16 protein-coding genes are annotated in these 23,512 nt (G+C 62.2%); 9 read left to right on the plus strand and 7 right to left on the minus strand.

From position 1 onward, the window contains the following. Nucleotides 1-2: 2 nt before the first annotated feature. From P3T21_RS14805 to P3T21_RS14815, 3 genes are read left to right on the plus strand one after another with little or no spacing between them, the layout of a single operon-like run. Entirely contained in the window at nucleotides 3-2,210 is a 2,208-nt protein-coding gene (locus P3T21_RS14805; RefSeq protein ID WP_429256679.1) for an FUSC family protein, read from the plus strand. Next, a complete protein-coding gene (locus tag P3T21_RS14810; protein WP_429256680.1) occupies nucleotides 2,200-2,400 on the plus strand; it encodes a DUF1656 domain-containing protein in 201 nt (66 codons plus the stop codon). Before P3T21_RS14805 ends, P3T21_RS14810 begins: the two co-directional genes overlap by 11 nt. A 13-nt stretch (nucleotides 2,401-2,413) precedes the next feature. Further along, nucleotides 2,414-3,274 (plus strand): efflux RND transporter periplasmic adaptor subunit, encoded by an 861-nt coding sequence (locus tag P3T21_RS14815; protein WP_429256934.1) that lies wholly within the window; start codon nucleotides 2,414-2,416, stop codon nucleotides 3,272-3,274. A gap of 1,081 nt (nucleotides 3,275-4,355) precedes the next feature. Here the strand turns inward: P3T21_RS14815 and P3T21_RS14820 are convergent. Further along, nucleotides 4,356-6,038 (minus strand): methyl-accepting chemotaxis protein, encoded by a 1,683-nt coding sequence (locus tag P3T21_RS14820; RefSeq protein WP_429256681.1) that lies wholly within the window; start codon nucleotides 6,036-6,038, stop codon nucleotides 4,356-4,358. Between the two features lie 436 nt (nucleotides 6,039-6,474). Here P3T21_RS14820 and P3T21_RS14825 point away from each other — a divergent pair, with 436 nt between their 5' ends. Continuing rightward, entirely contained in the window at nucleotides 6,475-7,734 is a 1,260-nt protein-coding gene (locus P3T21_RS14825) for an MFS transporter (RefSeq protein ID WP_429256682.1), read from the plus strand. A gap of 241 nt (nucleotides 7,735-7,975) precedes the next feature. Beyond that, entirely contained in the window at nucleotides 7,976-9,877 is a 1,902-nt protein-coding gene (locus tag P3T21_RS14830; protein WP_429256683.1) for a propionate--CoA ligase, read from the plus strand. 108 nt (nucleotides 9,878-9,985) lie between these two features. Here the strand turns inward: P3T21_RS14830 and P3T21_RS14835 are convergent, their stop codons facing one another. Continuing rightward, entirely contained in the window at nucleotides 9,986-10,774 is a 789-nt protein-coding gene (locus tag P3T21_RS14835) for a 5'-methylthioadenosine/adenosylhomocysteine nucleosidase (protein ID WP_429256684.1), read from the minus strand. Beyond that, entirely contained in the window at nucleotides 10,771-13,131 is a 2,361-nt protein-coding gene (locus P3T21_RS14840; RefSeq protein WP_429256685.1) for a UvrD-helicase domain-containing protein, read from the minus strand. Before P3T21_RS14840 ends, P3T21_RS14835 begins: the two co-directional genes overlap by 4 nt. Before the next feature lie 248 nt (nucleotides 13,132-13,379). Here P3T21_RS14840 and P3T21_RS14845 point away from each other — a divergent pair, with 248 nt between their 5' ends. After that, complete coding sequence (locus P3T21_RS14845) at nucleotides 13,380-16,247, plus strand: valine--tRNA ligase (RefSeq protein WP_429256686.1); 2,868 nt, start codon at nucleotides 13,380-13,382, stop codon at nucleotides 16,245-16,247. A 114-nt stretch (nucleotides 16,248-16,361) separates the two neighbouring features. Beyond that, the gene (galU, locus tag P3T21_RS14850) at nucleotides 16,362-17,243 is read left to right on the plus strand and encodes a UTP--glucose-1-phosphate uridylyltransferase GalU (RefSeq protein WP_429256687.1); all 882 of its coding nucleotides are present in this window, start codon (nucleotides 16,362-16,364) and stop codon (nucleotides 17,241-17,243) included. A gap of 188 nt (nucleotides 17,244-17,431) precedes the next feature. Here galU and P3T21_RS14855 read toward each other — a convergent pair whose 3' ends face one another. The 4 genes from P3T21_RS14855 to P3T21_RS14870 all read right to left on the minus strand — a co-directional run bounded on the left by P3T21_RS14855 (nucleotide 17,432) and on the right by P3T21_RS14870 (nucleotide 20,841). Further along, nucleotides 17,432-17,659 (minus strand): sulfurtransferase TusA family protein, encoded by a 228-nt coding sequence (locus P3T21_RS14855; protein WP_429256935.1) that lies wholly within the window; start codon nucleotides 17,657-17,659, stop codon nucleotides 17,432-17,434. A 148-nt stretch (nucleotides 17,660-17,807) separates the two neighbouring features. Next, the gene (locus P3T21_RS14860) at nucleotides 17,808-18,836 is read right to left on the minus strand and encodes a Gfo/Idh/MocA family oxidoreductase (protein WP_429256688.1); all 1,029 of its coding nucleotides are present in this window, start codon (nucleotides 18,834-18,836) and stop codon (nucleotides 17,808-17,810) included. 120 nt (nucleotides 18,837-18,956) lie between these two features. Beyond that, entirely contained in the window at nucleotides 18,957-19,967 is a 1,011-nt protein-coding gene (gene iolG, locus P3T21_RS14865; RefSeq protein WP_429256689.1) for an inositol 2-dehydrogenase, read from the minus strand. Further along, the gene (locus P3T21_RS14870) at nucleotides 19,960-20,841 is read right to left on the minus strand and encodes a MurR/RpiR family transcriptional regulator (RefSeq protein WP_429256690.1); all 882 of its coding nucleotides are present in this window, start codon (nucleotides 20,839-20,841) and stop codon (nucleotides 19,960-19,962) included. Before P3T21_RS14870 ends, iolG begins: the two co-directional genes overlap by 8 nt. Nucleotides 20,842-21,093: 252 nt before the next feature. Here P3T21_RS14870 and P3T21_RS14875 point away from each other — a divergent pair, with 252 nt between their 5' ends. After that, nucleotides 21,094-22,140: a sugar ABC transporter substrate-binding protein gene (locus tag P3T21_RS14875; protein WP_429256691.1), complete on the plus strand. Its 1,047-nt coding sequence runs from the start codon at nucleotides 21,094-21,096 to the stop codon at nucleotides 22,138-22,140. A 199-nt stretch (nucleotides 22,141-22,339) separates the two neighbouring features. Continuing rightward, complete coding sequence (locus tag P3T21_RS14880; RefSeq protein WP_429256692.1) at nucleotides 22,340-23,506, plus strand: ABC transporter permease; 1,167 nt, start codon at nucleotides 22,340-22,342, stop codon at nucleotides 23,504-23,506. Nucleotides 23,507-23,512 lie beyond the last annotated feature (6 nt).

The following is a 23,512-nucleotide window of genomic DNA, read 5'->3' on the forward strand; positions in this document are numbered from 1 at the left end:
ACATGTCCACGCCTCTCTCCTCCGCCCCGCCGCCGTCGCCGCTCGTCGCGTTCTACGCGGCCGCCGCCGACTGGGCACACACCGACGGTCGCACCTGGATCTACATGTTCAAGGCGATCGCCGCCGCGCTGCTCGCGCTCGGCATCGCGATGAAGCTCGATCTGCCGCAGCCGCGCACCGCGATGACGACCGTGTTCGTCGTCATGCAGCCGCAAAGCGGGATGGTGCTCGCGAAGAGCTTCTACCGGATCTGCGGCACGCTCGTCGGACTCATCGTGATGCTCGCGCTGCTCGGGCTCTTTTCGCAGCAACCGGAACTCTTCATCATTACGACCGCGATCTGGGTTGGCATCTGCACGGCGGGCGCGGCGCGTAACCGCAACTTCCGCTCATACGGTTTCGTGCTCGCCGGTTACACGGCCGCATTGATCGGCATCCCGGCGTCGCAGCATCCGGACGGCGCGTTCCTCTCCGCGCTCACGCGGGTGGCCGAAGTCACGGTCGGCATCCTGTGTTCCGGCGCGGTCAGCGCGCTGGTGTTTCCCCAGCACGCCGGCGAGCAGATGCGCACCACCGTGCGGGCGCGCTTCAGTTCGTTTGTCGAATACATATCCGGGTCGCTCTCAGGGCGCATCCCGCGCGAGCAGATCGAAGCGACGAATGCGCGCTTTGTTGCCGATATCGTCGGCTTCGAAGCGACCCGCAGCGTCGCCGTGTTCGAGAGCCCGGATTCGCGGATGAAAAGCGGACGTCTGTCGCGGCTGAACAGCGAGTTCATGACTGCGTCGACACGTTTTCATGCGCTGCATCAACTGATGAACCGTCTGCACAAGACTGCAGCCGCCGAAACGATCGCCGCGCTCGAGCCGTATTACAAGGAGATCGCGCCGCTGCTCGCGAAGTCGAGCGCGGGCGAGCCGGTGCTCACCGCTGCCGACGCCGCGCACGCCGCCGCGCAGCTCGAAGCGTACAAGGCCGCGTTGCCGAAGCGCATCCGGGCGACGCGCGCCGAGCTCGAGCACAATCCGGAGTGCCCGCTGCTCGACTTCGACACGGCGAGCGAACTGCTCTATCGCTTCGTCGACGATCTGCATGCGTACGCGGCCACGTATGCGTCGCTGGCCGTCGACACGCACGAGCGCGAACGCTGGATCGAGCGCTACGAGCCGAAGACGAACCTGATCGCGGCGGGCGTCGCGGGCCTTCGCGCGCTAATCGTGATGCTGGTGCTTGGCGCGTTCTGGATCGCGACCGCGTGGCCGAGCGGCACGACGCTCGTGCTGAACGCGGCGGCCATCTGCGCGCTGGCGTCGTCGTCGCCTTACCCGACGCGTACTGCGTTCCAGATGGCGGCCGGCACCGTCCTGTCGTCGATCATGGGGATGATCGTCACGTTCGGCATCTATCCGCACATCGACGGCTTTCCGCTGCTCGCGCTGGCGCTCGCGCCCTTCCTGCTGCTCGGCATATTCATGACGACGCGGCCGAAGCTGGCCGGCTACGGCATCGGCTACTGCATTTTCTTCTGCTTTCTGGCGGGTCCAGACAACCTGGTCCACTACGATCCGACAAGCTTCATGAACGATGCGCTGGCGCTGGTGATGTCGATGCTGGTGTCGTCGATCGCGTTCGCCGTGCTGCTGCCGCCATCGACGCCGTGGCTGCGTAACCGGCTGTTCCACGACCTGCGCCGCCAGGTGGTGCTGAGCTGTCACGGGCGGCTTGCACGTCTGCGTTCACACTTCGAAAGCGGCGCGCGCGACCTGATGTTCCAGATCAACGCGCTGGCCGAGGGCGAGCCCGAACTGAAGCTGAATACATTGCGCTGGCTGTTCGCGGTGCTGGAAGTGGGCAACGCAGTCATCGACGTGCGCAATGAGCTGGCGACGTTGCCCGCCGATCCGCGCTATGAAGAATCGATGCCCTGGCGCGTCGCGATCCGCGAGATGCGCGACGCGCTGGCGGACCTCTTCGACCGGCCGGGCGCCGACCGCATGGATGAGGCGTTGCTCGCCACCGCCGACGCGATCGCGCTGACACAGCCGGTGCTCGCGACTTTCACGCAGCCGCGCGAGGAGCGGCACCAGTTGCAGCGCATCCTGAGTCATCTGCATTTCATACGTACTGCGCTGCTCGACCCGCAGTCGCCGCTGGAGGCACTGGTGGGCGGCCGGGGTGAAGCGCTTGAGGGAGACCGCCATGCCGCGTGAGATTGCTGTCCTTGACGCCTACGTGCCGGCCATTGTGCTGCTGTTCATTGCCGGCGCCGCGATTACGTGGATGCTGGATCGCGTGATTGCCTGGACGGGGCTGTACCGTGTCGTCTGGCATCCATCTTTGTTCCGGGCGAGCCTGCTTGTCTGTGTGTGCGGGGTGCTTGGCCTCGCCGTTTATCGTTGATCAGAGTCGAAACATGACCATCCGAAAAATTATTGGCTTTATCGCGACGCTTGCGATTTTCGCAGTCGCGATCTTTATTGGCCGCGCGCTGTGGGTTCACTACATGGACGAACCGTGGACGCGCGACGGCCGCGTGCGGGCGGAAGTGATCAACATCGCCCCGGACGTCTCGGGCGCGGTGGTGGAACTGCCGGTGCGGGACAACCAGCTGGTGAAGAAAGGCGACCTGCTGATGCAGATCGATCCTGCGCACTATCAGATTGCGGTCGAGCAGGCGCAGGCGGCGGTTGCTGCGCGCAAGGCGGAGCTGCAGGCACGTCGCGACGAGGCCCAACGTCGCGCCGACATGGACAGCCTGGTTGTCTCGAAGGAAAGCCGCGAAAACGCATCGCACTCGGCGACGGCGGCGGAGGCGCAGTATCAGCAGGCGATTGCCGCGCTGGATGCAGCGAAACTGAATCTGGAGCGCACGCGGGTGGTGGCGCCGGTGGATGGGTATATCACCAATCTATCCGTGTATCGCGGAGATTATGCGACGGCGGGCACGCCGAAGCTCGCGATTGTCGATAGCCATTCGTTCTGGGTGTATGGGTATTTTGAAGAGACGAAATTGCCGCGGGTTCGGATCGGCGACAAGGCCGAGATACGGTTGATGAGCGGTGGGGTTTTGCAGGGGCACGTCGAAAGTATTTCGCGAGGTATTTACGATCGCGATAATCCGCAGAGCCGTGAGCTATTGGCTGACGTGAACCCGACGTTCAACTGGGTTCGGCTGGCACAACGCGTGCCAGTGCGGATTCATATTGATCAGGTGCCGGATGGGTTGGTTTTGTCCGCCGGGACTACCTGTACTGTGGTTGTTACGCCTCGCTGAGGCTGGTTGCTGCTTTCTTTGCTTTTGGTCTGCTAGCGTTGCCCCTGTGCGGGGCGGCATTTACTTTTCTTTGTTCCCCACGGGGACTTTCGCGTAGTGTTTTGGGCCTTTCCTTGTATTCGTGTCGGTCTATTGGCGTTGCCCCTGTGCGGGGCGGCACCTACTTTTCTTTGTCCTTGCCAAAGAAAAGTAGGCAAAAGAAAGGCGCCGAAAACTCGTCCGTTCCGGGGTGTGTCGCTGCCGGGGAATGGCACCCCATGAAGTGTCGCCCCCGCACTTCACACGGCATGGGTCCGCGCACGAGAACATCTCTCGCACAGCATCCTTAGTGACAAAGGGCTCATCCACCCGACTCCGCGCTACGCGCATCGCCGTTAGGTACACCAATCCCTCCGCTTGCCCTTCCGCTATTCTCGCCTGTTGCATTGTTAGCGGCATTACCGGGCGGCGTTAGTAGCGAGGTATCCCTTTAAAAGCCGACGGCTTTTTTGGAGAGAGGTAGCTGCGTCCAACGCTTGCAGCGCGCTCGCTACACTCGGCCGAGCGTCGACTTCCTGCGTACTTTGTGAAGTGCGGCCCGCGCACCGCTACTAGACACCCGTCCGTGACGCACGCAGCGCGGAGCGGGATGAATGAGCCCTGTGTCACGAGCGGTGCTGCGCGAGGGACGCTCTCGTGCGCGGACCCATGCCGCGTGAAGTGCGGGGGCGACACTTCATGGGGTGCCATTCCCCGGCAGCGACACACCCCGGAACGGACGAGTTTTCGGCGCCTTTCTTTTGCCTACTTTTCTTTGGCAAGGACAAAGAAAAGTAGGTGCCGCCCCGCACAGGGGCAACACAAATAGACCGACATGAACACAAGGAAAGGCCAAAAAAGACCCCAAAACCGCGCCGCAAGAAGCGCCTGCGGGCAAGTAGGTGCCGCCCCGCACAGGGGCGACGCCAATAGACCGACATGAATACAAGGAAAGGCCAAAAACACTACGCGAAAGTCCCCGTGGGGAACAAAGAAAAGTAAATGCCGCCCCGCACAGGGGCAACGCTAATAGACCGAGAGCAAAAACAGCAACAACCAAAAATCAAACCCCCAGCCTGAACTTCCCAACCATCCCCTTCAAGGCCCTCGCCTGATCATCGAGCGATCGGGCAGCCGCAGTAGCCTGCTCAACCAGCGCGGCATTCTGCTGTGTTCCGGAGTCCATCTGCGTAACAGCAAGATTAATCTCTTCGATCCCAGAACTCTGCTCGGCGGAAGCAGCCGATATTTCCCCCATGATGTCCGTCACGCGCTTAACGGCCTTCACCACTTCATCCATCGTCTGTCCGGCATCGTGAGCAAGCGCCGAGCCATTCCCCACCCGCTCGACCGAAGCATTGATCAACAGCTTGATCTCTTTCGCAGCCGCAGCGGAACGCCCAGCAAGATTTCGAACCTCGCCAGCGACAACCGAAAACCCGCGCCCATCCTCACCCGCCCGCGCAGCCTCAACCGCCGCGTTCAGCGCCAGAATGTTCGTCTGAAACGCAATCCCCTCAATCACGCCGATGATGTCGCCAATACTCCGCGCGCTATCGTTAATCGCGCCCATCGTCGCGACCACGCGGCCCACCACCTCGCCGCCCTTCTCCGCAATCTCCGAAGCATTGTTTGCAAGCGCACTCGCCTGCTTCGCGTTGTCAGCGTTCTGACGCACCGTCGACGTCAACTGCTCCATGCTGCTCGCCGTGCGCTCCAGCGCAACCGCCTGCTGTTCGGTCCGCTTCGACAGATCCAGATTCCCCATCGAAATCTCGCCCGACGCCGAAGCAATCGCTTCCGCACTCGCCGCAATATCCGCGACCGTCGTCGACAAACCGGTCTGCATGTCGCGCAAGGCGGACAACATGCTCGACGTGTCCTTGCGCCCCAGCACGATCTCGTTCGACAGATCGCCCGCCGCGATCCGGCTTGCGATCTCTTTCGCATACACCGGTTCGCCACCGAGCTGGCGCGCAAGGCGCCGCACCACCCATTCGCTGACGAAAAACGCGAGCACCATCAGCGCCACCGTCATCACGGCCATCATCACGAACGACGAGCGGTAGATGAACGCGGAAGCCTCGATGGTCGCCTTCGCGGCCGTGCCGCGTTGCGCGACCAGTTCGTCGACGAGCTTTTCGAGCTTGCCCGTCTCGACCAGCAATGACACGTCCTGCGTGCCGACCTGCCAGTTCATCTGCGACAGATCGAGCGGCTGTGCCTTCACGAGCGTCACGAACGCGCGCAGGTTGCCGCTCCACGTGGTCACGGCGGCCGAGAATTTTTTCTGCTGCGCAACGGCAGCGCCGTCGGACGGATCGACGTATTGCTGCAGCGTATTCAGTTCGGTACTGATCGACGCGAGGCCCGTTTCGATGTCGTTGCCAAGGTCGTCGCGCTCTTTCGCGGTGGTCGCGGTAAGCAGCATCTTCTGGGCGCGGCTCGCGCGCAGCACGTAACCGCGAGCCTCTTCAGCAGCACGGCTCGCGACGTGGCCCTGATCGTAGATCGAACGGGTCGAGCCGTTCAGACGGCTGATCTGCGCCAGCGAAAACACGCCGATCGCCATCGTACCGACCAGCAGCAATGCAAACGCCAGCCGCAGCGTCGCCTTCACCGACAGGCCGGCGAGCCGGCCAGCGCCCTTGCGCGATGGCGATCCGCCGCCCGCTCGTTCCCTGTTCGCCCCGGCACCTGCGCCTGGCTTTGCACCTGGTTGATTGCCCAGCGAAACTGTTTTCATTCTTTTATTCCCCCGCGTGTAAAACCTGGCTGCCAGAAAGGTCAGTTCCGGCATTTCTGCTTATCTATCCGGGTCTACGGCATCGCCCGCCGCGATCTTTAATGTCGCTCCGGCGCTCCGCCCCGTGTCGCGCCGCCTCGTGAGCCGCGCATCCGCGTTGGATTTATACACGGTCAATAAGTCCACCGGAAGCATTTGCAAACGTGCAAGCCCACTATTCGGGACATTTTTGCACCACTTTGGCACGATTCGCGGCATCGGCGATGTCCGATTCGCGACAAATGTTGGCCGGACAATTCATCTGAGCCAAATTAAACTCTCGGAGTTAGCAGATAAGTTCCGGCAAAACAATTTCGATCGCTGCGTCCTGATGTCGCGGCGCGGGAATTCGCCGGTTCGCGAGACGTTTTTCTTCCCTGCCCCTTTTTCGATACCTATGGAAACGAGCCTCGAAAACAGCGCCCTGAGCGCCGCGCCTGCCGCCGCCGGCAGCCCCGCCGCGCCGCCGCTTGCTGCCAAGGCGCAGCGCACGGTCTACTCCGTGCTCGGCGCGATCAGCTTTTCGCACCTGCTCAACGACATGATCCAGTCGTTGATTCTGGCCATCTACCCGATGCTGAAGGACAACTTCGCGCTGTCGTTCGGGCAGATCGGACTGATCACGCTGGTCTACCAGATCACCGCATCGCTGCTGCAACCGCTGGTTGGCATCTATACCGACAGACATCCGAAGCCGTATTCGCTGCCGGTCGGCATGGGTTTCACGCTGTCGGGTCTGCTGCTGATGTCGGTCGCGCCGAACTTCGGCGTGCTGCTGGTGGCGGCGGCGCTGGTCGGTTGCGGCTCGTCGGTGTTTCACCCGGAATCGTCGCGGGTGGCGCGAATGGCGTCCGGCGGCAAGCACGGCATGGCGCAGTCGCTGTTTCAGGTGGGCGGCAATGCGGGTTCGTCGCTCGGACCGCTGCTCGCCGCGCTGATCGTCATTCCGCACGGCCAGCGCAGCATCGCGTGGTTCTCGGTGGCCGCGCTGGTTGCAATCGTCGTGCTGACGCAGATCGGCCGCTGGTACAAACGTCATCCGGCGACGAAGAAGGCGCGCGGCGCGCAGGCCGGCCACCCGACGCTGTCGCGAAACAAGGTGCTGTTCGCGATGGGCGTGCTGGTGCTGCTCGTGTTTTCCAAGTACTTCTACCTTGCGAGCATCAACAGCTATTTCACGTTCTATCTGATCGACCGCTTCCATCTGCCGGTCCAGGCGGCGCAGGTCCATCTGTTCGTGTTGCTCGCGGCAGTCGCGGCGGGCACGATGATCGGCGGCCCGATCGGCGACCGTATCGGACGTAAATACGTGATCTGGGTGTCGATCCTGGGCGTCACGCCGTTCACGCTGCTGCTGCCGTACGCGAACCTGTTCTGGACGGGCGTGCTAACCGTCGTGATCGGTATCGTGCTGGCGTCGGCGTTCTCGGCGATCCTCGTCTATGCGCAGGAACTGATTCCGGGCAAAGTCGGCATGGTCGCGGGGCTGTTCTTCGGTCTCGCGTTCGGGTTGGGCGGCGTCGGCGCTGCGGTGCTCGGCCAGCTGGCCGATGCGACGAGCATTGCCTACGTCTACAAGGTCTGCTCGTTCCTGCCGTTGCTCGGCGTGCTGACGGTGTTCCTGCCGGATCTCGAACGCAAGAAAGCGAAGGACTGAGCGCACTGCGCCTGATTCGCTCGCCGTAGCTTAAGGCGCCGCACCGCGGCGCCTTTTCTTTTGCGCGCGCGTGGATGGCGAGACGATCGCGCGTCATGGTGAACCCGCGTTGTTCGACGGTGCTACGCTGCTCTATGCTGTGCGCACGCATTGCCCGCGAGCCGCCCGTGTGGCCGCTACCGGCAGGCGGATGCAAGCCGGTCGCTGTTCCGCTCAACGCTTCGCAGAAGGATCGCCGCAGATGACCCGTTATCGCGATTTCCACCGCCGCTCGATCGACGACCCGGAGACGTTCTGGGGCACCGAGGCACAACGCATCCACTGGGAAAGGCCGTTCGACAGCGTGCTGGATCGCTCGAATCCACCGTTTTCGCGATGGTTCGTGGGCGGCCGGACGAACCTGTGTCATAACGCGGTGGACCGGCATCTCGTCGCGCGGGCGCAGCAGAACGCGCTGATCTATGTGTCGACCGAGACCGGCATCGAGCGACGCTATACCTACGCCGAGCTGCACGCCGAGGTCAACCGGATGGCCGCTGTGATGCGCTCGCTCGGCGTGAAGCGCGGCGAGCGTGTGCTGCTCTATCTCCCGATGATTCCCGAAGCTGCGTTCGCGATGCTCGCCTGCGCGCGGCTCGGCGCGATTCACTCGGTCGTATTCGGCGGCTTCGCGGCGCCGAATCTTGCCGCGCGCATCGACGATGCGAAGCCCGCGCTGATCGTCACCGCCGATGCCGGCGCGCGTGGCGGCAAGGTCATCGACTACACGCCGCTCGTCGACGAAGCGCTCGCGCGCGCACGGCACAAGCCGCCACACGTGCTTCTGATCGACCGACAACTCGCGCCCGAACGGCTCAACGCGAGCTATCTCGTCGCGTACGAGCCCTTGCGCGAACAGTATTTCGACGCTCACGTGCCGTGCGAATGGCTCGAATCGAGTGAGCCTTCGTATGTGCTCTACACGTCGGGTACGACTGGCAAGCCGAAAGGTGTGCAGCGCGACGTCGGCGGCTATGCAGTGGCGCTGGCGGCATCGATGGAATACATCTTTGAGGGCCGCGCGGGCGACACGATGTTCACCGCGTCGGACATCGGCTGGGTGGTCGGGCACAGCTACATCATTTACGCGCCGCTGATCGCGGGGCTCACGACGGTCATGTATGAAGGCACCCCGATCCGTCCCGATGGCGGCATCTGGTGGCGGCTCGTGCAGCAGTACGGGATCAACCTGATGTTCACCGCGCCGACGGCGCTCCGTGTGCTGAAAAAGCAGGACCCGAAGTTCATGAAGCAGGCCGACCTGTCGAGTCTGCGCACGCTGTTTCTCGCTGGCGAGCCGCTCGACGAACCGACTGCTTCGTGGATCGCGGATGCGCTCGGCAAACCCGTCGTCGATAACTACTGGCAGACGGAAACCGGCTGGCCGATTATCGCGATCCAGCGCGGCATCGATGCATTGCCGCCGAAGCTCGGCTCGCCGGGCGTGCCGGCCTATGGCTACAACCTGTCGGTGCGTAACGAATATACGGGCGAGCCGTGCACGCCGGGCGAAAAAGGCGTGATCACGCTGGGCTATCCACTGCCGCCGGGCTGCATGTCGACGGTGTGGGGCGACGATCAACGCTTCGTCGACACGTACTGGTCGAGCGTGCCGGGGCAACAGCTGTATTCGACGTTCGACTGGGGCGTGCAGGACGACGACGGTTACGTGACGATCCTCGGTCGCACCGACGATGTGATCAACGTCGCCGGACACCGCCTCGGCACGCGCGAAATCGAGGAAGCGCTGTCGAGCCATGCGTCGATCGCGGAAGTGGCGGTCGTCGGTGTGGCGGACAAGCTGAAGGGACAGGTGGCGCTCGCGTTCGTCGTGCTGCGCGAGCCGGATCGCTACGCGGACGCTGCAGCACGTGCCGCGCTCGAATCGGATCTGGCGACAACGGTGGACCGGCAACTCGGCGCGATCGCGCGGCCGGCCCGCGTGCACGTGGTGTCGATGCTGCCGAAGACGCGCTCCGGCAAGCTGTTGCGGCGCGCGATCGCGGCGCTTGCAGAAGGCCGCGACCCGGGCGATCTGCCTACTATCGAAGATCCCGCCGCGCTCGGGCAGATTCGCGCGGCGCTGGATGAGGCGGTGGGGTGAACGGGATCGTGAAGGGGTTTGCGGTGTGACCGGTGTGATCGGCTTGCCAGAACCGGTCAGCGCCTACGCGAAATCCGTTCCTTGCGACGTGACGAAATACCGCTTTCGTCAACCGCGCATCTGAAAAAACCGCGTGAGAACGCCGGTTGAATAGGCGCCGGCGATCTCGACCAGAAACGTAGCAAACGAAGCCGGCGCGTGCGCATCCGCAGTATCGGAAATGGTGCGCACGATTGCGCACGGCACGCCATATTCGAAACACACCTGCGCGATCGCCGCACCTTCCATCTCGACCGCCAGCGCGTCCGGCAATGCGTCGCGCAGCGCCTGAACCGCAGCGGCGCTCGCGACAAACTGGTCGCCGCTGACGATCAGCCCGCGATGCACGCGCGGCATCTGCGTACTGAAGCGCGTTGAAAGCGCGCCTCCCTCTTGCGCGACGAAACTTTCGCACGCCGCCGCGAGTTGCGCCGACAACGTCTCATCAGCGCCAAAGCGCGCCATGCCCAGCAAAGGCACTTCGAATCGCGGAAAGAGTGGCGACGCGTCGAGATCGTGTTGCAACAGCATGTCGGCCACGACGATGTCGCCGATGTGCACATCACGCCCAACGCCGCCCGCGACGCCCGCGAACACGACAGCTTCGACGTCGAAGACGTGAATCAGCGCGCTGACGGTCGCCGCCGCCGCGACCTTGCCGACACGCGCGAGCGTCACAACGCACGGCGTGCCCTGCACCGTTCCCACGTGGTAATCACGCTGCCCCAACGTGACGGTGCGTACGCCCGATTCAGCGCGCATGGCGGCCAGCAGGTCGCCAAGTTCCTGCGGCAACGCCGCGAGCACGCCAAGCGGACGACGTGCGACCTCGTTATTTGAAAGCTGCACCGTACTCATTCCACCGCCTGCAGTTTTGCGACGGCGAGTGCCAGCCATTTCTCGCCGTGTCGTTTGAATTTGACCTGCGCTTTCGCATCGGCGCCACCGCCTTCGAGCGCCGTCACCGTGCCTTCGCCGAACTTCGTGTGAAATACCTGCTGGCCGACACGAAAGCCCGTTTCCGCAGCCCGTTGCGCGTTCGCAAAAGCAGGCAGCGGCGCGGACGTCGCCGCCGCGCCCGTATAGCCCTGCTGGCGGTCAGGACGCGCGAACCAGTCGCGGCCATACCCGGCGTTGTCTGAACGGCCACCCCAGCGCGCGCCTGCCTCGACCTTCGGCGTGAGCCACTTCAGCGTCTCCTGCGGCAATTCGTCGAAAAAACGCGAGCGAATGTTGTAGCGCGTCTGGCCGTGCAACATGCGGCTCTGCGCGAACGACAGATAGAGCCGTTCCTTCGCGCGCGTGATCGCAACATACGCAAGACGCCGCTCTTCCTCGAGCCCGTCCGATTCCATCGCGCTGTTTTCGTGCGGGAACAGTCCTTCTTCGAGACCGGTGATGAACACGGCCGTGAATTCGAGGCCTTTCGCCGCGTGCACCGTCATCAGCTGGACTGCTTCCTGACCGGCCTGCGCCTGGTTATCACCCGCCTCCAGCGACGCGTGCGACAGGAAGCCCGCAAGCGGCGTCATCGTGTCGGGGTTTTGCGCCGGGTCGGTGGGCGTAGCGGCGTCGAGCACGACGGTATTCGGATCATCGGTCGCGGTAACGAGTTCGGGCGCGGCCGTCGCACCCGGGCGCAGCGGAATGGAACGCGCCGGCGTGTCGAGGCCGTAGCCCTCTTCGCTGACAAACGCGGCCGCCGCGTTGACCAGTTCCTGCAGGTTTTCCAGCCGGTCCTGACCTTCGCGCTCGTTCTGATAGAAGTCGGAAAGGCCGCTCGCGCGCACGACGTACTCGACTGTCTCCGGCAAGCTCATCTGCTGCGTTTCGGCGCGCATCTTCGCCACCAGCGTCGCGAAGCTGGCGAGGCTCGAACCGGCCTTGCCGGTGACGTACGGAATCGCCGCGGCCATCGACACGTCGTACAGACGCGCCGCGTCCGCCAGTTGCTCGATCGAGCGCGCGCCGATACCGCGCGTCGGAAAATTGACGACGCGCGCGAACGCGGTGTCGTCATTCGGATTGTCGATCAGACGCAGATAAGCGAGCGCATGTTTCACTTCCTGTCGCTCGAAAAAGCGCAAACCGCCATACACACGGTATGGAATGCCCACGTTCACGAGCGTGTGCTCGATCGTCCGTGACTGCGCGTTGCTCCGGTACAGCACGGCGATCTCGCTGCGCGACGTGCCCGTGTTGATGAGCGCCCTGATCTCTTCGACGATCCAGCCGGCTTCCTGTGTATCCGTCGCGGCTTCATACACACGCACAGGCTCGCCGTGGCCCGCGTCCGTGCGCAGGTTCTTGCCGAGACGGCGCGAATTGTTCGCGATCAACTGGTTCGCGGCGTCGAGAATATGGCCGTGCGAACGGTAGTTCTGCTCCAGCTTGATCAGATGCCGTACGTTGAATTCCTGCTCGAAATCGCGCATGTTGCCGACGTTCGCGCCGCGGAAGGCATAGATCGACTGGTCATCGTCGCCGACGGCAAAGATCGAATTCGTCTGGCCCGCGAGCATCTTGAGCCATGCGTACTGGAGCTTGTTGGTGTCCTGAAACTCGTCGACGAGAATGTGCCGGAAGCGCGCCTGGTAATGCGCGCGCAGCGGCGGATTGTGCGCGAGCAGTTCGAAACAGCGCAGCAGCAGCTCAGGAAAATCCACCACGCCTTCGCGCTGGCACTGCTGGTCATACGCTTCGTAAAGCTCGACGAACTTGCGGTTGAAGTTGTCAGTGGCGTCGACGTCTTTCGGACGCAGCCCCTGCTCTTTCGCGTTGTTGATGAAGTACTGCAGGTTCTTCGCCGGATATTTCTCGTCGTCGATGTTGAGGCCCTTCATCAGACGCTTGATGGCCGACAGCTGGTCGGCCGTATCGAGAATCTGGAACGTGGCCGGCAAAGCCGCATCGCGGTGATGGGCGCGCAGCATCCGGTTACACAGGCCGTGGAACGTGCCGATCCACATGCCGCGCGTATCGATGGGCAAGAGCCCCTGCAGGCGCGACATCATTTCGCGCGCGGCCTTGTTCGTGAACGTGACGGCGAGAATCGTGGACGGCGAAGCGAACCCGTTCTGGATCAGCCACGCGATCCGCGTGATCAGCACGCGCGTCTTGCCGCTGCCGGCGCCAGCCAGAATGAGTGCCGGTTCGTTCGGCAACGTGACGGCGGCGTGTTGTTCGGGATTCAGATTCGCTAACAGATCGGGCATGTGAGATGGGTAGACGGCGGGGTGAAGCTACATTGAGCAGGTCGCCGGACATTATAAGTCCGGGCGCTGTTCGTGCCGCTTCGTGCCGCTCGCACTGGCCAACCGGCCAGGACTTCGGCGGGTTCTTCCCAGCTCCAGCCTTGTCCGAATGGCCAGTCGGAGTGCGCCTGCGCCTTGCCGGCCGCTCGAGCCTTTATAATTGGGCATTCCCCGCTTCTTTTCACGCATTTTTCGGCAGACTTCCAATAATGAGCGACAGCACGCTTGCCAAGAGTTTCGAACCCCAGACAATCGAGGCCCAGTGGGGCCCCGAGTGGGAAAAACGCGGTTACAGCGCCCCGACGATGGATGCGGACCGCAAGGATTTCTCGATTCAACTGCCGCCGCCGAATGTCACGGGCACGCTGCACATGGGTCACGCGTTCAACCAGACCATCATGGATGGCCTCACGCGCTATCACCGCATGCTCGGCAACAACACGCTGTGGCTGCCCGGCACCGACCACGCGGGTATTGCCACGCAGATCGTCGTCGAACGTCAGCTCGATGCGCAGAAGATCTCCCGCCACGATCTCGGCCGCGAGAAGTTCATCGAACGCGTGTGGGAATGGAAGCAGGAGTCCGGCTCGACCATCACGAACCAGGTGCGCCGCCTCGGCGCGTCGGTCGACTGGTCGCGCGAATACTTCACGATGGACGACAGGATGTCCGCCGCGGTGCGCGACGTGTTCGTCCGTCTGTATGAACAGGGTCTGATCTACCGCGGCAAACGCCTCGTGAACTGGGATCCGGTGCTGCTCACCGCCGTCTCCGACCTCGAAGTGGTCAGCGAGGAAGAAAACGGCCACCTGTGGCACATCCAGTACCCGCTGTCGGACGGCTCCGGCCATCTGACGGTCGCCACGACGCGTCCTGAAACGATGCTCGGCGACGTCGCCGCGATGGTTCATCCCGAAGATGAGCGCTATGCGCATCTCATCGGCAAGACGGTCAGATTGCCGCTCACCGGTCGCGATATCCCGATCATCGCCGACGACTACGTCGACCGCGAATTCGGCACGGGCGTCGTGAAGGTCACGCCCGCGCACGATTTCAACGACTATCAGGTCGGCCTGCGCCACAAGCTGCCGCAAATCGAGATCTTCACGCTCGACGCGAAGATCAACGACAACGCGCCGGAAAAATATCGCGGCCTCGACCGCTTCGAGGCACGCAAACAGGTCGTCGCCGACCTCGAAGCGCTCGGCCTGCTCGAATCCGTGAAGCCGCATAAGCTGATGGTGCCGCGTGGCGACCGTACGGGCGTCGCGATCGAGCCGATGCTGACGGACCAGTGGTTCGTCGCGATGAGCAAGCCGGCGCCCGAAGGCACGTTCAATCCGGGCAAATCGATTGCGGAAACGGCGCTCGACGTCGTGCGCAGCGGTGAGATCAAATTCGTGCCGGAGAACTGGACGACCACGTATTACCAGTGGCTCGAGAACATCCAGGACTGGTGTATCTCGCGTCAACTGTGGTGGGGCCATCAGATCCCGGCGTGGTACGGCGAAAATGGCGAGATTTTCGTCGCAAAGACCGAAGAAGAAGCGAAGGCACAGGCCATCGCGAAGGGCTACACCGGCGCACTGCGTCGCGATGAAGACGTGCTCGATACGTGGTTCTCGTCGGCGCTCGTGCCCTTCTCGTCACTCGGCTGGCCGAACGAGACGGAGGAACTGGAACACTTCCTGCCGTCGTCGGTGCTCGTCACCGGCTTCGACATTATTTTCTTCTGGGTCGCGCGCATGGTCATGATGACCACGCACTTCACCGGCAAGGTGCCTTTCGACACCGTTTATGTGCACGGCCTCGTGCGCGACGCCGAAGGCCAGAAGATGTCGAAGAGCAAGGGCAACACGCTCGACCCGATCGATATCGTCGATGGCATCGAACTCGACGCGCTGGTCGCGAAACGCACGACCGGCCTGATGAATCCGAAGCAGGCTACGTCGATCGAAAAGAAAACGCGCAAGGAATTCCCGGAAGGCATTCCGGCCTTCGGCACGGATGCATTGCGCTTCACGATGGCATCGATGGCGACGCTCGGGCGCAACGTCAATTTTGATCTTGCACGCTGCGAGGGCTATCGCAACTTCTGCAACAAGTTGTGGAACGCCACGCGCTTCGTGCTGATGAACTGCGAAGGTCACGACTGCGGCTTCAGCAAGCCGGGCGATTGCCAGCCGGGTGATTGCGGCCCAGGCGGCTACACCGATTTTTCGCAGGCAGACCGCTGGATCGTGTCACTGCTTCAACGCGTCGAGGCTGAGGTCGCCAGGGGTTTTGCCGACTATCGTTTTGATAATGTGGCAAACGCCATATACAAGTTCGTGTGGGACGAATACTGTGACTGGTATCTAGAACTTGCGAAGGTGCAGATCCAGACCGGCACGCCGGAGCAGCAGCGCGCAACGCGCCGCACGCTGCTACGCGTGCTCGAAACCGTCCTGCGTCTCGCGCATCCGGTGATTCCGTTTATCACCGAAGCTTTGTGGCAAAAGGTGGCGCCGCTTGCGGCAAGCTATCCGGAAGGGAAGGCTGAAGGTGAAGCATCGATCATGGTGCAGCGCTATCCGGTCGCGGAGCCGAAGAAGATCGACGAAGCCGCCGAGCGGTGGGTATCGGACCTGAAGGCGATCATCGACGCGGCGCGTAACCTGCGCGGCGAGATGAACCTGTCGCCCGCGACGAAGGTGCCGCTCCTCGCAACCGGCAATGCGGAACGGCTGCGCACGTTCGCGCCGTACGCTCAGGCGCTGGCCCGACTGTCGGAGGTTCAGATCATCGTCGACGAAGCAACGCTCGATGCGCAGGCAGCAGGCGCACCAATTGCTATCGTAGGCAATGACAAGCTCGTGCTGAAGGTCGAGATCGATGTCGCGGCGGAAAGTGAACGCCTGTCGAAGGAAATTGCGAGATTGACCGCAGAAGTGTCGAAATGTAATGCCAAGCTTCAGAATGAGAGTTTTGTTGCAAAAGCGCCGCCTGCGGTCGTTGAGCAGGAGCAGAAAAGGCTGGCAGAATATCAGACCACAATTGGCAAGCTCACTGCGCAACTTGCGCGTCTGCCGGCCTGAGCGTCGTACCTGTTGCGCGATGTTGACCGGAGCGCGGACCAGAACGCGCACCCAGACACGCGATAGCAGCCGATATTTCGCACGCACTGAAACCAGAGGACCCAGGGTAATCACATGCTAAAAGTTACAAAAGCAGTCTTTCCGGTAGCTGGTCTTGGCACCCGGTTCCTCCCTGCCACCAAGGCGAGCCCGAAGGAAATGCTGCCCATCGTCGACAAGCCGCTGATCCAGTATGCGGTTGAAGAAGCGATGGCGGCGGGCATTACGGAAATGATCTTCGTGACCGGGCGCAGCAAGCGGGCGATCGAAGATCACTTCGACAAATCGTATGAGATCGAGGCTGAACTCGAAGCACGCGGCAAGCAGAAGCTGCTCGAACTGGTTCGCAGCATCAAGCCGAGTCACGTTGACTGCTTCTATGTGCGCCAACCGGAAGCGCTGGGTCTCGGCCACGCCGTGCTGTGCGCCGAGAAGCTGGTGGGCGACAACCCGTTCGCCGTCATCCTCGCGGACGACCTGCTGTACGGCAAGCCGCCTGTGATGCAGCAGATGATCGAGGTCTTCGATCACTATCACAGCTCAGTGATCGGCGTCGAAGAAATCCCGCATGAAGAGACGAAGTCGTACGGCATCGTCGACGGCAAGGAATGGGAAGATTCGATCATCAAACTGTCGGGAATCATCGAAAAACCGGCGCCGGAAGTGGCGCCGTCGAACCTGGGTGTGGTCGGCCGGTATGTGCTTAAGCCGCGCATCTTCCATCACATCCGCGCAATCAAGCCGGGTGCGGGTGGTGAGATTCAATTGACGGACGCGATTCAGTCGCTGCTTGCCGATGAACAGGTGCTCGCGTACAAGTATCACGGCACGCGTTTTGACTGCGGTAGCAAGCTCGGGTATCTGAAAGCGACGGTCGAGTTTGCGCTACGTCACCCGGAAGTGGCGGCGGATTTTGAGGAGTATCTCAGGACGCGGTCGCCGGTACTGGAAGGGTAAGGCGCCCCGCATATCCTGCAGAAGTGATCGTTCCAGAAGGCGCTGTGCATCCCGCTGTGCATCCGTTTATATAGCGGACACAGCGCCTTTGTCTTTTGACGGGTACCTGCGGGACACATATCTGTAGCATTCTCCGCTCCGGTCATATCGACGGAACACCGCTCGCCGTGCCGGTCGGACTCACGACCTCATCGCCGCCGCATCAGAAACGTAAAAACCTTGTCCTGTGACGAGACTTCAACGATTTCATTCCCTGTCTGCTTCGCAAACGCGGCGAAATCGCGTTGGGAACCGGGATCGGTGGCCAGCACCTTGAGAATCTGGCCGCTTTCCATATCGGCGAGCGCCTTCTTGGCGCGCAAAATGGGCAGCGGGCAGTTCAGCCCGCGCGCATCGACTTCCTTGTGAATCTGGATCTGCATCGGGGATCGACCTTCGGGAGGAGGCGTCCGAAGGACGCCATCAGAGCGTCAAATTCTACCGCACCCTTCCCCGCGACGCTCTGCCCCCGCGACATAACCGCCGGCATCGCAGCAGAAGTCGCAGCGCAAGTCACACCCAATGTCACAGCGCAACCGGCTGCCCGCTCGCGAGCGATTCGCGCATCGCGCAACCGATCCGCGTCGCTTCGAGCGCATCGGCCAGACTCGCGCCCGCCTGCGCCCCGCCCTGCACCGCTGCGACAAACGCCTGCGCCTCGCAGAGAAACGCGTCTTCGAAACGCTCGAAAAACGTCGGCGTGCATTCGTTCCGCACGCCGTGCGCATCGGCAATCTCCACGCGATTCGCCCGCGGATTGCGTCCGATCGCCAGCGCGCCTGCCGTGCCGATGACTTCGCTGCCGGTGTCGTTGCCGTGCGCCATCGTCCGCGATGCGTAGAACATCGCGAGCCGGCCGCCTTCGAATTCGCAGATCGCTACGCCGTTATCGACGTCGCCGAATTCGCGCAGGCCTTCGTGCAGCGCGATCATGCCGCTCGCGAACACACGCGTCGCACGCGGATTGCCGAGCAACCAGCGCGCGACGTCGATGTCATGCACGCTGCAGTCGAGAAAGATTCCGCCCGACGTCGGCGCGAACCGCACGAAGAACCCTTCGGGATCGTTCTTGTCACAGGTTTGCGAGCGCACCATGAACGGACGTCCGATCGAACCCGACTCGATACGATCGAAGGCATCGCGATAGCTCGGATCGAAACGTCGCATGAAGCCGATCGTCACGCGAAGCTGCGGATATTGCGCAGCCTCGGCGATCACACGCTCGCATTCAGCGACATCGAGCGACAGCGGCTTCTCGCAGAACACATGCTTGCCGGCGCGCAACGCGTCGAGAATCTGCTGTGCGTGCAGCGACGAAGGCGTCACGAGCCACACGGCGTCGACCTCGCGATCAGCGAGCAGCGCCGCGTAGTCGCGATACAGGCGCGTCGACGGCAACGTATCGCGCGCCCACTCCAGCTCTTCTTCCACCGGGCTACACGCTGCCACGAGCGACGCGCCCGGCACACGAAAAGCCAGATTCTGCGCATGCCGCTTGCCTAACCGGCCAAGACCCACCACTCCGACCCGCACATTCGATACCGCTGACGTCATCGAACTGTCTCCAATGTGTTTCTACATCGCATGCGCGTCCGCCAACCCAAACGCGAACGCGGCGGAAAATCGCGAACAACAACGCGATCGCAAACCGCAATCGCAGAGCCCGCCATGCACTCACTCGTCGATCCGCACCGCCCTGCCTTCGCGCCACGAACGCGTCGCGGCTTCGGCCAGTTCCAGCGCCTTCATCCCGTCGGCCACGGTCGTGCGCACGGGCTTGCCGTTCGTCACCGCATCGAAGAAATGCGCGATTTCCAGCGCATAGGCCGCGCGATACCGCTCCAGGAAAAACGCCTCAGGCACATCGCTCGACACCGCGGTCTTTGAATACGCAGTCACTTCCGTCGGACGCACATTCCCCGCCTGCAACATCCCATCGCTGCCGAGCACCTCGAAACGCTGGTCGTAGCCATAAGCCGCACGACGCGCCGTATTGATCTGGCACAGCCGGCCGCGCTTCGTGCGAATCGTGACAGCGGTCGAATCGATATCGCCCGCATCGGCGATCGCCGGATCGGACAGACAACTCCCCGTCGCATGCAACGTCTCGGCTTCGTCGTCGAGAATCCAGCGGAAGATATCGAAGTCGTGAATCAGCATGTCCTTGAAGATGCCGCCCGAATGCTTGATGTATTCCACGGGCGGCGCGCCCGGATCGCGGCTCGTCACCACAAGCATTTCCGGCGAGCCAATCTCACCCGCATCGATGCGCGCCTTCAACGCGGAAAACGTCGGATCGAAACGTCGCTGAAAACCGATCATGCAGACCACGCCAGCCTTTTCAACCGCTAAAGCGCACGCCCGTGCCCGCTCCAGCGTCAGGTCAACGGGCTTTTCACAAAACACATGTTTCTTCTGCGCAGCCGATTGCAGGATCAGATCGGCGTGCGTATCCGTACTTGAGCAAATCACGGTGGCGCCCACCGACGCATCGCCCATCGCGCCATCGATATCCGCGACCTTCGCGCCGTGCTGCTCCGCGAGCGCCGCAGCCGCCTCACGATTCACATCGACGACATACTTGAGCCGCACACCCGGCTGCCGCGCCAGATTAGCCGCATGAATCCGGCCAATGCGACCCGCGCCAAACACCGCAACATCAATCGTCTTTACCGCGTCAGTCATCGTAGCCTCCAGTATCTTTCGATTCTTCAACGTTCAGTTCGAGCCGGTACGCAAGCGCGATAAACAGCGCCTGGCACAGACAGATGGTGCTCGTGAGCGAACGGAACGCGAACGCGCTCCCCTCCTTCACGTAGAGATGCGCGCTCGCATAGCGCAGCAGCGGCGAAAGCTGGCTGTCGGTAATGACAAGCGTCCTCGCCTGATGATGATGCGCGATGCGCAGGCAATACTGCGTTTCCTTGCCGTACGGCGCGAAGCTGATCGCGATCACCACGTCGCCTTTCTTCACGCTGCGGATCTGTTCGCGATACATGCCGCCAAAACCCGACACCAGATGCACGCGCTTCGGCGTGTGCTGCAACGCGTACACGATGTAGCTCGCCACCGGGAACGACCGGCGCACGCCGACCACATAGATGTTTTCTGCCTGCTGGAGCATTTTGACGGCGGCTTCGAACTGGGTATCGTCGAGACTCTCTTCGAGCTCGTCGAGACCGCCCCGGCACGCCGCTACGAACTCGCGCGCCACCGCGCCGCCCGACAACGCGCCAGGCTTGTCGTCGATCAGCTTGCGAATCCGCTGCTGATAACTCGGCGACGACGTCCCCTGCCCCGTATAAGCCTGCCGAAACACCGCCTGCAGATCGGAGAAGCCGGAAAAGCCAAAACGCTGCGCAAACCGCACGACCGCCGAAGGGTGCACGCCGCAACTCGCGGCAATATCGCTCGTGCGATCGACCATCACGCTCGACTTGTGCTGCTCGATATACGTCGCGACACTCTTCAGCTGACGCGGCAGTGATTCGTAGTTTTCCGCGATGCGCTGCATCAATTCTTCGACGCTGGGTAACTCTTCCGTGCTCTCTTCAGCCATGGGCCTTCCCCGGTGCATTTTCCGCGCTGCATCAATGGCTTGCAGCCGTTGAACAACGCTCGCTAATGGTGCGGATTATAGGCACGCAAAGTCATAAATGGAACACATTTTCCAATTTACTTTGCAATGAAATTTTCATTGCAAGACGGAAGAAGTTGGCCTAATCTTGGTCGTGAGCATCGATGTACCGGGCAACGAATCGCGGTGCAACGCGCTCCCTTTAATAACGACAGACCGAGAAAGGTGGAGACAATGAGACTTTGCAAGGGCAAGGCTTCGCTCAGGATTCTGGCTGCGGCACTGGCACTCACCGCAGGATTCGGCGCCGCGTCGTCCGCGCAGGCTGCGGATGCGCACTTCGTGCTGATCAGCCACGCGCCAGATTCCGACTCGTGGTGGAACACGATCAAGAACGCGATCAAGCAGGCCGACGAGGACTTCAACGTCGAGACCGACTATCGCAATCCGCCGAACGGCGACATCGCCGACATGGCGCGTCTGGTCGAACAGGCTGCGGCGCGCAACTATGACGGCGTGATCGTCACCATCGCCGACTTCGACGTGCTCAAGAGCTCGATCAACAAGGTGACGGCGAAGAAGATTCCGCTCGTCACGATCAACTCCGGTACTGAGGAACAAAGCGCGCAGCTGGGCGCGATCATGCACGTCGGCCAGCCGGAATACGTCGCGGGTAAAGCCGCGGGCGAGAAAGCCAAGGCAGCAGGCGTGAAATCGTTCCTGTGCGTGAACCACATCGCAACGAACACGGTTTCGTTCGACCGTTGCCGCGGTTTCGCTGAAGCGATCGGCGTCGACTACAAGACGTCGACGATCGACTCGGGCCAGGATCCGACGGAAATCCAGTCGAAGGTGAGCGCATATCTGCGCAACCATCCGAACACGGGCGCGATCCTGACGCTTGGACCGACACCGGCATCTGCAACGCTCAAGGCCGTCACGCAGATGGGCCTTGCGGGCAAGATCTACTTCTGCACGTTCGACTTCTCGGACGACATCGCGAAGGCCATCCAGGCCGGCACGATCCAGTTCGCGATCGACCAGCAGCCGTATCTGCAGGGTTATATCCCCGTAGCGGTGCTGGCAATCGTGAAGAAGGAACACACGACGGACACGACGAAGATCCGCCAGATCCTCGAAGCGAATCCGAAGTTCAAGGCGCGTCTGGCGACTTACGGGCTCGAACCGTCGTATGGACCGAAGAACATCCGTTCGGGTCCGGGCTTCATCACGAAGGACAACATCGACAAGGTTCTCAAGTACGCAGGTCAGTACCGCTGATTCTTTCCCGATTCGCGTAGTGACAGCGGTTCGCGTTTAGTCAGTCACACGCGGCAAAAAAGACAAAGACCAGGAAGGCGATGGCGGACACCAGTCCGCCGTTGCTGACCTGCTTCGTCCTCAACTGCCGCACATTTACCGGCTTTCCCCGATACGCAACCCCATGCGCATCCCGGAGACCGGGCATCAAGGAGACATCATGGGCGTAGCCGGCAAGCATTTCCCCTCGCATGTTCAGAAAGCTCCTGAAGAGGAGACGGATGCGCCTTCTGTTCCGCAGCCATCGGACGAACGCGTGCGCAAGGAGTCCCGGTTCGGGCATCTGCTGAACCGTCCGGAGTTCGCCGCGATTTCCGGCGCTGTACTCGTCTTCGCCGTGTTCGCGTTCGCCGCGGGCGGCTCCGGCATGTTCGCGCTCGACGGTGTGATGAACTGGTCGCAGGTGTCCGCGTATCTCGGGCTGCTCGCGGTCGGCGCGTGCCTGTTGATGATCGCCGGCGAATTTGATCTGTCGATCGGTTCGATGATCGGCTTCGCGGGCATGATGGTCGCGATTCCGTCCGTGTATTTTCACTGGCCGCTTTCGCTCTCGATCCTGTTCGCGTTCGCCGGCTCGATGGCGCTTGGCGCGCTGAACGGCTATCTGGTGATGCGCACGCGGCTGCCGTCGTTCATCGTCACGCTCGCGTTCCTGTTCATCCTGCGCGGCCTGACGCTCGCGCTGTCGATCATGGTCGCGGACCGCACGATCATCTCCGGCGTCGGCGACCTCGCGCAGAACGACTGGATCGCGAACACGCTGTTTCATGGCGTCGCGCTGCACGGGTTCTTCGCGAATCTCGCACATATGGGCATCGGCAAGCTGCTCGACAACGGCGAACCGCTCGTGCCGGGCATTCCAAAGGTCATTCTCTGGTGGTTCGCGCTTGCCGCAGTCGGCGCATTCATCCTCGCAAAGACGCGCTACGGTAACTGGATTCTCGCTGTCGGTGGCGACGCGAATGCGGCGAAGAACGTCGGCGTGCCGGTGCGTCGCGTGAAGATTTCGCTTTTCGTGCTGACCGCGTTCTGCTCGTGCCTGTTCGCCGTGCTGCAGGTGTGCGACATCGGCTCTGCTGCGGCCGACCGCGGTCTGCAGAAGGAATTCGAGGCGATCATCGCCGCGGTGATCGGCGGCACGCTCCTGACGGGCGGTTACGGTTCCGTGATCGGCGCCTGTTTCGGCGCGCTGATCTTCGGCGTCGTGCAGATCGGCATCACCTACACGAACATCAGTTCCGACTGGTTCCGCGTGTTCCTCGGCGTGATGCTGCTGCTCGCCGTGCTCTTTAATCACTATGTGCGCCGCCGCGTATCGCAGGGCTGAACGGGA

The organism is Paraburkholderia sp. GAS334, assembly GCF_050436625.1.
In the GTDB taxonomy this organism is placed as follows: Bacteria; Pseudomonadota; Gammaproteobacteria; order Burkholderiales; family Burkholderiaceae; genus Paraburkholderia.